At 65.3% G+C, this 12252-nt stretch carries 12 protein-coding genes; 5 read left to right on the plus strand and 7 right to left on the minus strand.

Annotated elements, in window-relative coordinates:
* Positions 1-4: 4 nt before the first annotated feature.
* Positions 5-703, minus strand: coding sequence for a YafY family protein (locus tag I6F12_RS13985; RefSeq protein WP_225111545.1), 699 nt, complete (start codon positions 701-703; stop codon positions 5-7).
* 113 nt (positions 704-816) lie between these two features.
* Here I6F12_RS13985 and I6F12_RS13990 point away from each other — a divergent pair, with 113 nt between their 5' ends.
* Together I6F12_RS13990 and I6F12_RS13995 are read left to right on the plus strand one after the other, a co-directional pair.
* Positions 817-1092 (plus strand): hypothetical protein, encoded by a 276-nt coding sequence (locus I6F12_RS13990; RefSeq protein WP_225126601.1) that lies wholly within the window; start codon positions 817-819, stop codon positions 1090-1092.
* A 38-nt stretch (positions 1093-1130) separates the two neighbouring features.
* Positions 1131-1859 (plus strand): glutathione S-transferase family protein, encoded by a 729-nt coding sequence (locus I6F12_RS13995; protein ID WP_036021027.1) that lies wholly within the window; start codon positions 1131-1133, stop codon positions 1857-1859.
* 260 nt (positions 1860-2119) lie between these two features.
* On the opposite strand, the gene I6F12_RS14000 is transcribed toward I6F12_RS13995, so the two are convergent.
* The 6 genes from I6F12_RS14000 to I6F12_RS14025 all read right to left on the minus strand — a co-directional run bounded on the left by I6F12_RS14000 (position 2120) and on the right by I6F12_RS14025 (position 8471).
* Positions 2120-3271 carry an ABC transporter substrate-binding protein gene (locus I6F12_RS14000; protein ID WP_035997239.1) on the minus strand — a complete coding sequence of 384 codons (1152 nt, stop codon included), beginning with the start codon at positions 3269-3271 and terminating at the stop codon, positions 2120-2122.
* Positions 3272-3349: 78 nt separating this feature from the next.
* Complete coding sequence (locus tag I6F12_RS14005) at positions 3350-3769, minus strand: thioesterase family protein (protein ID WP_157283120.1); 420 nt, start codon at positions 3767-3769, stop codon at positions 3350-3352.
* Positions 3770-3791: 22 nt separating this feature from the next.
* Positions 3792-4553 carry an SDR family NAD(P)-dependent oxidoreductase gene (locus I6F12_RS14010; RefSeq protein WP_036036313.1) on the minus strand — a complete coding sequence of 254 codons (762 nt, stop codon included), beginning with the start codon at positions 4551-4553 and terminating at the stop codon, positions 3792-3794.
* Between the two features lie 25 nt (positions 4554-4578).
* Positions 4579-6462, minus strand: coding sequence for a feruloyl-CoA synthase (locus tag I6F12_RS14015; RefSeq protein ID WP_225156647.1), 1884 nt, complete (start codon positions 6460-6462; stop codon positions 4579-4581).
* Between the two features lie 10 nt (positions 6463-6472).
* Positions 6473-7282 (minus strand): crotonase/enoyl-CoA hydratase family protein, encoded by an 810-nt coding sequence (locus tag I6F12_RS14020; RefSeq protein WP_035997250.1) that lies wholly within the window; start codon positions 7280-7282, stop codon positions 6473-6475.
* Positions 7283-7625: 343 nt separating this feature from the next.
* Positions 7626-8471, minus strand: a complete 846-nt coding sequence (locus tag I6F12_RS14025; RefSeq protein ID WP_225156648.1) for an SDR family NAD(P)-dependent oxidoreductase — start codon at positions 8469-8471, stop codon at positions 7626-7628.
* Between the two features lie 182 nt (positions 8472-8653).
* On the opposite strand from I6F12_RS14025, the gene I6F12_RS14030 reads away from it, so the two are divergent.
* From I6F12_RS14030 to I6F12_RS14040, 3 genes are all read left to right on the plus strand, one after another.
* Positions 8654-10150, plus strand: a complete 1497-nt coding sequence (locus I6F12_RS14030) for an aldehyde dehydrogenase family protein (protein ID WP_225156649.1) — start codon at positions 8654-8656, stop codon at positions 10148-10150.
* Between the two features lie 233 nt (positions 10151-10383).
* On the plus strand, positions 10384-11511 hold the full coding sequence (locus I6F12_RS14035) for an alkene reductase (RefSeq protein ID WP_225156650.1): 1128 nt from the start codon (positions 10384-10386) through the stop codon (positions 11509-11511).
* A 151-nt stretch (positions 11512-11662) separates the two neighbouring features.
* A complete protein-coding gene (locus tag I6F12_RS14040) occupies positions 11663-12166 on the plus strand; it encodes a GFA family protein (RefSeq protein ID WP_225156651.1) in 504 nt (167 codons plus the stop codon).
* The last annotated feature ends 86 nt before the right edge of the window (positions 12167-12252 follow it).

Genomic DNA, 12252 nt, shown 5'->3' on the forward strand with positions numbered 1-12252 from the left:
GTCCTCACGTGTCCTTCGGCGGACCCCAGACCAGGCTCTGCCGCCATCTCGCGCGCAGCACGTCGCGCCGTTCCGGATATTTCTCGTCGAGATAGGTCGCATCGACCACGCGGTCGGTGCGGAAGCTGCGGAAGTCGCCGCGCAGCTCGCACCAGGCCGCCAGCAGCCGCACGGCTTCGAGATAGCCGACCGAGATCGGCCAGATCATGCGCTCGCTGGGGCGGCCCTGTTCGTCGCGATAGCGCAGCATGATCTTCTTGCCTTCGTGGATCTGGGTCCGGGTGCGCGCCATGTCCAGGCGGTCCGGTTCCCGGTTCCAGCTCGGACGCGCCCGGCTCGCCGGCTCCAGTACGAAGGGGCGCAGGCGCTCCGGGACGGTATCGGCGATCTTGGCCATCAAGTCTTCGGCCGCGCGCGCCAGCGCGGAATCGGCGTGGCCTGCGACCCATTGCGCGCCCAGCACGGCCGCCTCGATCTCGTCCGGCGTCAGCATCAGGGGCGGCAGGTCGAAACCCTTTTCCAGGATGTAACCCATGCCGGCTTCGCCGCGGATCGGCACGCGCTGGCCGATCAGGGTTGCGATGTCGCGATAGATGGTGCGCTTCGAAGTCTCGAGCTCGGCCGCGATCGCGTCTGCCGTCAGCGGCTTACGCGTGCGCCTTAGCACCTGGATGATTTGAAACAGCCGGTCGGCGCGTCTCATGACAGTTCTCTTCTCGAACGACGGATCAGAAATCGGCGCGCGGCTGCTGACAGGATGTTGGCAGCAGGGGGGTTCTATACCGGGACAACACATCGACTGAAGAGGATTTGTCCATGATCATTCCAACCCATTTCGGCCAGGCCGGTCCACTGTGGCGGGCGCAGCTGTGGCACGGCCAAATGTTGCGGGCTTGGGCGTTTGGCCGCCTCGTTCCGCTCGATCTCATGGCCGTTGATCTCCGATTTGCGCTCGCAAGCGTGGTGACACGCTCGCTGAACCATGCCGCGAATGCGCTGGTCCGCCATCTGATGGGCCGCGCCTGGCGCGGGGCCCGCTTCGCAGAAGATATCACGGCTGCTGCCACCATGGTGGCAGCAGCCGGCCGCTAGGTTCCTTCCACTCGTTCGACAGGTTCAGGAGAGCTTGCATGATCACGCTTTACGGCTTTGGCGCCGGCTTCGGCCTGCCGGAAATCAGCCCCTTCGTCACCAAGACCGAGGTGCAGCTCAAGATGGCGGGACTGCCTTATCGGAAAGAGCGGGCGATGCCGCCGGCCTCGCCCAAGGGGCAGCTGCCCTTCATCGACGATGGCGGCGAGGCGGTGGCCGATTCCACCTTCATCCGGGCCCATATCGAGCGCCGCTACGGCTTCGATTTCGATGCCGGCCTCACCTTGGCCGAGCGTGCGCAGGCCTGGGCGTTCGAGCGCATGATCGAGCACCACGTCTATTGGGCGCTGGTGGGCGCGCGCTGGGTCGATCCGGTCAATTTCGCCAAGGGGCCCGCGCATTTCTTCGACGGTGCGCCGGAGCACAATCGCGAGAAGCTGCGCGAGGACGCTCAATTCCGCGTCGCCGAGAACTATCTGCTCTCTGGCCTCGGCCGCCATGCGCCGGATGACGACGTCGATCTTGCCGTGCGTTCGCTGTTCGCGCTGTCGGTGCAGCTCGGCGACAAAGCCTTCCTGATGGGCAACAGGCCCTGCGGCGTCGATGCCACTGCGTTCGGTATGCTCGCCGGCGTCCTCTCACCGTTCTTCGAATCCGCCTTGCGCGAGCGGGCCGAGGGATTTCCGAACCTCACCGCCTATGTCGACCGCATGATGGACGACTATTATCCGGAATTCGCCTGGACGCCGCTACGGCAGGCGGCGTAGCCGCGGTGCATCGGCTGACTCGGTGCAACCTCTCCCGCTTGCGGGAGAGGTCGGCGCGAAGCGCCGGGTGAGGGTTTTCTCCTCTAGGGGGGTTTCTCCGTAAGTCTCGGAAGGTCCCAACGCGGAGGCACCTCTCCCCAACCCTCTCCCGCAAGCGGGAGAGGGGGCGCACCGGTGCCGGAGCTGCAGCTCACTCCACTAACCAAAACAAAGAGCCGGCCCAGTGGGCCGGCTCTCGTTGTCTCGAATCTTGGCGACGCCTACTTCACCAGCGTGTACTTGCCGTCCTTCACCGTGAGCAGGATGCGCGAGCGCTCGTCGAGGCCGTAGCGGTCCTTTTCGGTGAAGTTGTAGACGCCCTGGCTCGCCGCCAGCTCCTTCTCCGTCAGCAGCGCCTGGCGGATGGCTTCGCGGAATTCCGGCGTGCCGGGCTTGGCCGTCTTCAACGCCGCCGGAATGACGCGCTTGAGGATCTCGAACGCATCAAAGGAATGGCCGGCGAACTGGCTGCGGCTGTTGGGGCCGTACTTTGCCTCGTAGGCGGAGTTCAGCGCGAGGCCCGGCTTCTTGGTCAGCGCGCTGTCCGGCTGTTCCTCGGGGGCCATGACGGGACCCGAGGCCATCAGCACGCCTTCCGCTGCTTTGCCGGCAATGCGGATGAAGTCCATGCTGGCCGCGCCGTGGGTCTGGTAGATCAGGCCCTTGTAGCCGCGCTCGCGCAGCTCGGTCTGCGGCAGCGCGGCCGCGGTGCCGGAGGCGCCGACCAGGATGGCGTCCGGATTGGCGGCGACGAGCTTCAGCACCTGGCCGGTCACCGAAGTGTCGGGACGAGCGAAGCGCTCCTCGTCGACGATGGTCATCCCCATCGGCACGGCCTGCGCCTTCAAATCGTTGAACCAGAGGTCGCCGTAGGAATCGGAATAGCCGATGTAACCGAGCGTCTTCACGCCCTTGGCCTTCATGTGGTCGTACAGCACCTTGCCGACGATCGGAATCGGCTGCGGCATCGCCACCGACCACTTCATGCGCTCCGGCGTGATCGGGAAGGGCGCCAGACCGAAGTGCGGGATGCCGGCTTCATTGGCGACGTTGGAGACCGCGATGGTCGGCGGCGTCAGCGCCGAACCCATGATGATATCGGCCTTGGATTCGGTGACGAAGCGGCGGGCGTTGGTGGTGGCGGTGGTGGGATCGCCGCCGTCGTCGAGCACGATCACCTTCAGCGGCACGCCGCCGATCTCCTTCGGCACGAATTCCAGCGCGTTGCGCTCGGGAATGCCGAGTGCCGCACCCGGGCCGGTCGTGGTGGTGGTGATGCCGATGGTGACTTCGCTGGTCTGGGCCAGCGCGGGCAGCGCCGGCAGAGCCAGCGCGGCCGCAGTGATGGCAGCGGTCAAATAAAAGCGTTTCATCTATTCCTCCCTTTACGTGTTTATTTGAAAGCAGAAATCGGGGGGTAATTCAGCCCCCTCTTTTGGTGATGCGGCGATTTAGCTTCCCGTGAACTTGGCTACCATTTCCGCCGGGAACGGTGCCGATTTCAACTTGTCTGGGTTAACGGGATCGCGGCCGACCAGGACGCGGGTCTCAAAACCCTCGATCGCGAGCGCCTCGCCTTTGTAGACGTTGTGCTTCACCTCAAAGCTCGAGCGCTTGATGCTCTCGATCTTGGTTTCAATGGTGATCCAGTCGCCATAGGTCGAGGGGATGTAGAACTTGGCCCGCGTGTCGACCATGGGGATGCCCACCAGGCCGTATTTGCGGACCAGGTCCTGCTTGGAGAAGCCGGCGGCTTCGAACAGGGTCGAGGTCGAATCGTCGAACATCGCGAAATAGCGCGGGTAGTAGACGATGTTCGCGGGGTCGCAATCGCCCCACTGGATCTGGACCTCGCGCCGGTTCACGAACATCTGGCGGCCTTACTCTGCGAATTTACTTGGGCGCCATGCGCAGCGAGCCGTCGAGGCGCACCACCTCGCCGTTCAGATACGCATTCTCGACCATGTGCAGCGCGAGCGCGGCGAACTCGTCGGCCTGGCCGAGCCGGCGCGGGAAGGGGATCGCGGCGGCGAGCGAGTCCTGGGCCTCCTGCGGCAGGTTCGCCAGCAGCGGCGTCAGGAACAGGCCGGGGGCGATCGTCAGCACGCGGACGCCGAACTGCGCGAGCTCGCGCGCGATCGGCAGCGTCATGCCGACGATGCCGCCCTTGGAGGCCGAATAGGCGGATTGGCCGATTTGGCCGTCATAGGCGGCAACGGAGGCGGTGTTGATGATGACGCCGCGCTCGCCGGTCGCCTGCGGCTCCAGCTTGGACATTTCGGTGGCGGCGAGGCGCAGCATGTTGAAGGTGCCGATCAGGTTGACCTTGATCACCTTGTCGAAATCCGAAAGCGCCATCGGGCCGTCGCGGCCGACCACGCGCTTGGCAACGCCGATGCCGGCACAATTGACCAGCACGCGCGCCGGGCCATGGGCCTTGGTCGCCTGCGCGATCGCGGCTTCAGCGGAGGCGGCATCGGAGACGTCGCAGGTGACGGCCACGCCCTTGATCTCTGCGGCGACCGTTTCGGCCAGCTTGGTGTTGAGGTCGCACACCGCGACCTTGGCGCCCTGTGCGGCCAGCTTTCTCGCGGTGGCCGCGCCCAGTCCCGATGCGCCGCCGGTGACGATGGCTGCCTGATCCTTCAACAACATGGCGTTCTCCTTTGGCGATATTTTTCTAGGCGACCGATATCACACGGTTCGACGGATTGGCAGCGTAGAGCTCCTCGATCAGCTCGCCGCGATGCTCCAGCACTGCGCGCTGGTTGATCGAGCCCTTGTCGGTGACTTCGCCCTTGTCGATCGAGAGTGGCGTGTCCATCAGGATTGCGCGCGTGATCCGTGTCGAGGATCCCGTGGCCTGGCCGAGGAAACGGGTCAGGCGCTCGCGGAAAGCCTCGCGCACCAGGCGGTCGCGCGTCGCGACGACGAGATCGTCGGGCGGCAGCGTCGGGTTGATCAGCCGGCAGCCGTCGAGATCGAGCACGACCAGCGCGGAGATCTCGTCGCGGTTGATGCCGGCGATGACGACGTCGCGCACCAGGGGCGCGCAGGCCGCGGTGAGGCGCGCGCGCAGGGGACCGACGCTGACCCAGGTGCCGCTCGCGAGCTTGAAGTCCTCGCTGACGCGGCCGTCGAAATCGAAGCCGGCGTTGAAATCATCGGGATCGGCGGGCTTGAGCGCATCGCCCATCTTGTAGAATCCTTCCTCGTCGAAGGATTTTGCCGTGATGTCGGGTTGGCGCCAGTAGCCGGGCATCACGTTCGGCCCCTTGGCGCGCACTTCCAGCTTGCCGTTGTTCGGCACCAGCTTGGCGTCGTTGCCGGAGACGGGCAGGCCGACATGGCCGGAGCGGCTGGTGCGCGGGTTGACCGACATGAAGAACGGCGCGGTCTCGGTCGCGCCGAGACCGGTCAGCATCGGCACGCGATAGCCCTTCTCCTTCGCCGCGAGCTCATCGAGGCTGTCCCAGACGAACGGCGACAGCGCCGCGCCGGAGAAGAACATCGCATGCAGCCGGTCGAAGAACTTGGCGCGCAAGCCCTGGTCGTCGCGCAGATAGGGCAGCAGCGATTCATAACCCTTGGGCACGTTGAAATAGACCGTCGGTGAAATCTCCCGGAGATTGCGCACGGTCTCCTCGATGCCCCCAGGCACCGGCTTACCGGCGTCCAGATACATCGAGCCGCCGTTGTAGAGCGTCAGGCCGATGTTGTGATTGCCGCCGAAGGTGTGATTCCACGGCAGCCAATCGATGATGACCGGCGGCTCGTCCTTCAGGAAGGCGAGCGTCTCGCGCAGCATCACCTGATTGGCGCAGATCATACGCTGGGTGTTGACGACGGCCTTGGGATTGCCGGTCGAGCCCGAGGTCAGCAGAAATTTTGCGATCGTGTCAGGGCCGATCCTGCCGTGAACGTTGTCGAGATCGCCACGGATCGGCGTCGCCATCAGGTCGGCCAGCAGGGTCACGTCGCGGCCCGGCACGTGCCCATAGGACGCGGCGATCTCGGTGCCGAGCGAGACGTTGGCGGCGAGCGCATCGGCGAACTTGTCGGCATCGTCGGCGAAGACGAGGCCCGGCGTCAGCAGCTTCATCAGATAGGACAGCTTGCCGTAATCCTTCGACACCAGCGAATAGGCCGGCGACACCGGGCAGAACGGAACGCCGGCATAGAACGCGCCGAACGCCAGGAGCGCGTGGTCGATCGAATTACCGGAGAGGATGACGACCGGCCGCTCGGCCGACAGGCCGCGCTGGATCAATGCGGAGGCGATGTGACGGCTCGCGGTGAGCAGCTCGGCATAGGTGATCTTGCGCCAGCCGCGGCCGCCTTCGCGCTCGGCCATGAAGACGCGGTCCGGCGTCGTCGTGGCCCAATGATGCAGGCGGTCGGTGATGCGGACCGGATAGTCGCCGAGCGGCTGCTTTGGCCGCAGGTAAATCGTGCCGTCGTCGCGCCGCTCGATGTTGACGACGGGATTGCCGAACGAGATGGGCCGCAGCGGGAAATTGCTCGCGCCGCGCTCCATGCCGGAAGAGGACGGCTGGGCGCTCATGACTTTACGCTCATGATTTGGGCTTCACCTTCGCGGTCTTGTGCTCGAGGAATTCGCGGATCCGCCGCTTGGCCTCCTTGTCGCTCTGCGCGACGGTGGCCATCAGCGACTCCATCAACAGGCCGGTCTGCGGATTGGCCTCTGCGATCATCGGCAGCGCCTGGAGCACGGCGAAATTCGTCAGCGGGGCGTTGGACGCCACCTTGGTCGCAAGCTCCAGCGCTTTGCCGAGCCCGTTGCCGGCCTCCGTCAGATATTGCGCAAAGCCGTAGGACGCGCCCTCGGTCGCGCTGTAGACGCGTCCCGTCAGCATCATGTCCATCATCCGGGCAACGCCGATCAGCCGCGGCAGCCGCACCGAGCCGCCGCCGCCGACGAAAATGCCGCGCTGCCCCTCCGGCAGCGCGAAATAGGTCGAGGGCTCGGCGACGCGGATATGGGCCGCGCAGGCAAGCTCCAGCCCGCCGCCGATCACGGCGCCCCGGAGCGCTGCGATCACGGGCACGCGGCTGTACTGGATGCGGTCGAACACCCGGTGCCACATCTGGGAGTGCAGGAGCCCGCCGGTGGCGTCGTGCTCGGTCAGCTCGGAGAGGTCGAGGCCACTGGAGAAATGGTCGCCGATACCGTGGATGACGACCGCGCCGATATCCTCGGGCAGGTTCGCAAAACACTCGCCGATTTCCAGGATGATGCCGTCATTGAGCGCATTGCGCTTGGCCGGCCGGTTCAGACCCACGGTCAGAACCCGGTCCGCCCGCTCGATCCTCAACAGCCCGGAGGGACCCGCATTCGCGGTCTCGGCGTTTCCTTGTGTCATTTGCGTCCTTGTCAGAATAGTTATGTTGTATAACGAATTTTGGGGGAGTCAAGGTGGGGCAAGGCCAGGTGGCCGTGACCCCACCCTCCCGGGAGGCCGAGGCGAGCGCAGGGCTATCGCATTTGAGATTTTCCCTGCGGCCATCCTTCGAGACGCCCGCTTGAGGCGGGCTCCTCAGGATCAGGTCGGAGTGCGCGGCAGCAGTTTCAACGGGCACTGACGCCGATTAGCCTCATCCTGAGGAGGCGCGTCAGCGCCGTCTCGAAGGACGAGGCGTGCGCGCAGACCGCCGCCACAAGTCATATGCGATAGCCCTGGGGGCGAGCGAGAGAGCGGTGCAGGCCTACTCTCGCGCCACAAACTTCGCGAACGCATCGGCGTAATCCGGATGCCAGCGCGACAATGGCGGGCGGTTCTCGACGATATCGCCGGCCGCCCAGAGCATGCGCTTCTCGTCGAGCGCGCGCGGCACGTCATTATCCGGGCAGAGAATGTAGAAATCGCCGGCCGCCAGCCGCGCCAGCATGAAATCGACCGTCTGCTCCGGCGTCCAGGCGCCGGCCGGCTTCTCGGTGCGTCCCTTTGCGGTCAGGCCGGTGAAGACGAAGCCCGGGATCAGCAGGTGCGCCGTAACGCGACAGTCATTGGTGTTGCGCAACTCGTGCTGGAGCGCCTCGGTGAAGGCCTTCACGCCGGCCTTGGAGACGTTGTAGGCGGGATCGCCGGGCGGCGTGGTGATGCCCTGCTTGGAACCGGTGTTGATGATGAGGCCGCGCCTGCCACGGGCGATCATGTTTGGCGCGAAGATGCGCGAGCCGTTGATGATGCCCCACATGTTGACGGCGATGATGCGTTGCCAATTGTCCGGCGCGTCGAACAAGGTGCTGCCGGGCTGAATGCCGGCATTGTTCATGAGGACATCGGTGCCGCCGAACCGCGCGTGGACGGCGCGCTCGAGTTCCGTCACGCTCTCGATCCTGCTGACATCGACGGCCGAGGTCATGACGTTTGCGGCCGATGTTACGGATGACAATTTTGTTGCAGCTTCTGCCAAGCGTGTCTCGTCGACATCCGCGATACATACCTTCATTCCAGCGCGCGCAAATGCCGCGGCGGCGGCAAATCCGATGCCGGCTGCGCCACCCGTGATCACGGCAACATTGTCCTTGACGATGGCGGGATGTGACATCGAGCGTCTCCGTGGAAAGCCTTCAGCCGAGCTATAGCATGGCAGCGATGCGACCCTGCACAAGTCGGCATGGGAGGTCTTCGTTCCGCGCTGCCTTTACGCCTATCAGGCGCGGCTGTATCCTCGGCCGAACGATCCCGCCCAGATCGAACCAATCAATTCAACTGACAGGGAGTGCAGCCATGGCTGTGTCGCAGGCTATTCCGATCACGCGCCATCCGTTCGCCAACGGGTCCTACAAGCAGATGCTGATCGACGGCAAGTGGGTCGATGCAGCCTCGGGCAAGCGCTTCGAGACCCGCAATCCCGCCACCGGCGAGCTGCTCGCAACCGTCGCCGAAGGCGACAAGGAAGACATCGATCGTGCGGTCGCGGCTGCGCGTCGCGCTTTCGAAGGCCCGTGGAGTAAGGTCAAGCCGTTCGAGCGGCAGAACCTGCTCCTGAGGCTCGCCGATCTCGTCGAGAAGAATTTCGACGAATTGTCGCAGCTCGACACGCTCGACATGGGCGCGCCGCTGAGCCGCACCCGTGCCTACCGCCTGCGCGCCGTCGGCATGCTGCGCTATTACGCCGGCCAGACCACCGCGATCCACGGCGAGACCATCGAGAACTCGCTACCCGGCGAGATATTCTCCTACACGCTGAAGGAGCCGATCGGCGTCGTCGGCGCCATCATTCCCTGGAACGGGCCGCTGACCGCGACGATCTGGAAGATCGGCCCGGCGATCGCGACCGGCTGCACCGTGGTGCTCAAGCCTGCCGAAGAAGCGCCGCTGACCTCGCTGCGCATCGCTGAGCTCGCAATGGAAGCGGGCGTGCCGCCCGGCGTCATCAACGTTGTCCCCGGCTATGGCGAGACCGCGGGCGCGGCGCTCGCCTCGCATCACGACGTCGACAAGGTCGCCTTCACCGGCTCGCATGTCACGGGCCAGTCGATCATCCGTGCGTCCGCCGGCAATCTCAAGCGCGTCTCGCTCGAGCTCGGCGGCAAGTCGCCGGACATCGTGTTCGCCGATGCCGATCTCGACGCCGCCGTGCCCGGCGCGGCGATGGCGGTGTTCGCCAATTCAGGGCAGATCTGCAGCGCCGGAACGCGCCTGTTTGTCGAGCACTCGATCTATGACGAATTCGTCGGCCGCGTCGCCGAGTTCGGCAAGAAGCTGCAGGTCGGCAACGGCCTCGATCCCAACGTGCAGATCGGGCCGCTCGTCTCGGAGCAGCAGCTCGAGCGCGTCACCGGCTATCTCGACATCGGCCAGAAGGAGGGCGCGAAGGCGCTTGCCGGCGGCGGACGGGTCACCGAAGGCGCGCTGTCGAAGGGCTTCTTCGTCTCGCCGACGGTGTTCGCGGGTGTCGAGGACAACATGCGCATCGCGCAGGAGGAGATTTTCGGCCCCGTCATCTCCGCAATCGCGTTCAAGGACATGGACGAGCTGGTCAAACGCGCCAACAACACCACGTTCGGCCTCGGCTCCGGTCTGTGGACGCGCGACGTCAGCAAGGCCCATGCGGTGGCGAAACGCTTGCGTGCCGGCTCGGTGTGGGTCAACTGCTACCAGGCGATGGATCCGGCCGTGCCGTTCGGCGGCTACAAGATGAGCGGCTACGGCCGCGAATCCGGCAAGCAGCACGTCGAGGAATATCTCAACGTGAAGGCCGTCTGGATCAAGACGGCGTAAGGCCGGCTCTCCTTCGCCTCTCCCCGCTTGCGGGGAGAGGCGGAATTCGCGCCACGCGCGGATTCCGGGTGAGGGGGACTCTCCGCGAGTCCACTCTCACCGCGATTGCCGAGGCAGCCCCTCACCCCAACCCTCTCCCCGTAAGAACGGGGAGAGGGAGAACAACCACCGCCTTCAGGCGGTCAGTCTCCCTCACAATCATCTGCATCCTTTCAAAGACATCCGGGGACCACATGAAATTCGAAGCCTTGTTCAAGCCGTTGCAGGTCGGTCCCTACCAGCTCGCGCATCGCGTCGCGATGGCGCCGCTAACGCGCATGCGGGCCGAGCGCGACACTTTCGCGCCGCGGCCACTCAACGCCGAATATTACGGCCAGCGTGCGACGAAGGGCGGCCTGATCATCGCCGAAGCCTCGCCGGTGCTCTCGCACGGCCGCGGCAATCCGGCGACACCCGGCATCTATTCGGAGGCGCAAGTCGCGGGCTGGCGCAAGGTGACGGATGCCGTGCACGCCAAGGGCGGCATCATCTTTCTCCAGCTCTGGCATGTCGGCCGCGTCTCTCATTCCTCCTTCCACGGCGGCGAGCTGCCGGTTTCGGCCTCGGCAATTCCGATCAAGGCCGAAGGCATGAAGGCGATGACGGCCGACGGAAAGATCGCCGACTACGAGACGCCGCGCGCGCTGGAGACTGATGAGGTGAAGGGCATCGTCGAGGCGTTCCGGCAGGGGGCCAAGAACGCGCTCGCCGCCGGCTTCGACGGCGTCGAGATCCACGGCGCCAACGGCTATCTGCTCGAGCAATTCCTGCAATCGCGCAGCAACCAGCGCACCGATCAATATGGCGGCGGAATCGAGAACCGTGCGCGCCTTCTGCTCGAGGTCACGCAGGCCGCGATCGACGTCTGGGGCTCGAACCGTGTCGCTGTGCGGCTGTCGCCCTACGGCATCGCCAATGATTCCGGCGAGCCCGATCCGATGCCGCTCTATACCCATGTCGTGAAGGCGCTCGAGAACCTGGGTTTGGCGTACCTGCATTTCATCGAACCGCGCTCCAGCGGCTCGGGCCGCGCCGAGGTCAACTGGCAGAACGTGCCATCGGCGATGGTGCTGTTCCGTCCGCTCTACAGCGGCGTGCTGATGACCGCCGGCGGCTTCACCGGGGAGACCGCGAATGCGGCGATCGCCGACGGACATGCGGACATCATCGCCTTCGGCCGCATCTTCATCTCCAATCCTGATCTGCCGCGTCGTCTCGAGCACGGCTACCCGATCACGCCGTATAATCGCGCGACGTTCTACAGCGGCGAGGAGAAGGGGTACACGGATTATCCGGTGTATGACGAGCTGACGCCGGCTTGATCTGTCATTCCGGGGCGCGACGAAGTCGCGAACCCGGAATCCATCGGGCCGCATACCTGGACGTGGGATGGATTCCGGGCTCGATGCTTCGCATCGCCCCGGAATGACGAGCTTGCTTCGCTGCGCTAGCGATGACGACGGAGAGACGTCCATGGCCAAAGCCGCAGCCGCCGCAGGGATCGCCACCGGCCAATGCCTCTGCGGCAAGGTCGCCTTCGAGATCGACGTGCCCGCGCGCTGGGCCTGGCACGATCATTCCGCCGCCAGCCGCCGCGCCCATGGCGCGGCCTACGCCACCTATGTCGGAAGCTGGAAGAAGCGATTCCGCATCACCTCGGGCAAGACCGCGCTGACCCGCTACGAGGACAAGGCGACGAAGACCGCGCGCAGCTTCTGCTCGCATTGCGGCACGCCGATCATGTACGAGCGCCCGCGCGGGCCGCACATGGTCAACATCCCGCGCGCCCTGTTCAACGAGCGCACCGGCCGCCAGCCGCTCTATCACATCGCCATCGAAGAGCTGCAGGAATGGGCCTATACCGGCGAGTCCCTGGTGCCGCTGAAGGGCTTTCCCGGCGTCGTCTGGCAGCGCTCGAAAAGGAAGAAGCGCGCTGGCGGGGACGACCCGTTCGAACTCGGGCGGGAGGAGATGTAGCGCCTCTCCCGCGCAACGCAGCCATGACCGCGCTTCCTTGCGCCTCTGCCAGCATCTCGGCCATCATGCTTTCGGTCCTTGCGGCA

This window comes from Bradyrhizobium sp. IC4059, assembly GCF_020193615.1.
Lineage (GTDB): Bacteria > Pseudomonadota > Alphaproteobacteria > Rhizobiales > Xanthobacteraceae > Bradyrhizobium > Bradyrhizobium yuanmingense.

What these genes read in the sequence shown, in the direction of transcription:
- I6F12_RS13985 (WP_225111545.1), bottom strand. Translation starts at nt 703, where the DNA reads ATGAGACGCGCCGACCGGCTGTTTCAAATCATCCAGGTGCTAAGGCGC.
- I6F12_RS13990 (WP_225126601.1), top strand. Translation starts at nt 817, where the DNA reads ATGATCATTCCAACCCATTTCGGCCAGGCCGGTCCACTGTGGCGGGCG.
- I6F12_RS13995 (WP_036021027.1), top strand. Translation starts at nt 1,131, where the DNA reads ATGATCACGCTTTACGGCTTTGGCGCCGGCTTCGGCCTGCCGGAAATC.
- I6F12_RS14000 (WP_035997239.1), bottom strand. Translation starts at nt 3,271, where the DNA reads ATGAAACGCTTTTATTTGACCGCTGCCATCACTGCGGCCGCGCTGGCT.
- I6F12_RS14005 (WP_157283120.1), bottom strand. Translation starts at nt 3,769, where the DNA reads ATGTTCGTGAACCGGCGCGAGGTCCAGATCCAGTGGGGCGATTGCGAC.
- I6F12_RS14010 (WP_036036313.1), bottom strand. Translation starts at nt 4,553, where the DNA reads ATGTTGTTGAAGGATCAGGCAGCCATCGTCACCGGCGGCGCATCGGGA.
- I6F12_RS14015 (WP_225156647.1), bottom strand. Translation starts at nt 6,462, where the DNA reads ATGAGCGCCCAGCCGTCCTCTTCCGGCATGGAGCGCGGCGCGAGCAAT.
- I6F12_RS14020 (WP_035997250.1), bottom strand. Translation starts at nt 7,282, where the DNA reads ATGACACAAGGAAACGCCGAGACCGCGAATGCGGGTCCCTCCGGGCTG.
- I6F12_RS14025 (WP_225156648.1), bottom strand. Translation starts at nt 8,471, where the DNA reads ATGTCACATCCCGCCATCGTCAAGGACAATGTTGCCGTGATCACGGGT.
- I6F12_RS14030 (WP_225156649.1), top strand. Translation starts at nt 8,654, where the DNA reads ATGGCTGTGTCGCAGGCTATTCCGATCACGCGCCATCCGTTCGCCAAC.
- I6F12_RS14035 (WP_225156650.1), top strand. Translation starts at nt 10,384, where the DNA reads ATGAAATTCGAAGCCTTGTTCAAGCCGTTGCAGGTCGGTCCCTACCAG.
- I6F12_RS14040 (WP_225156651.1), top strand. Translation starts at nt 11,663, where the DNA reads ATGGCCAAAGCCGCAGCCGCCGCAGGGATCGCCACCGGCCAATGCCTC.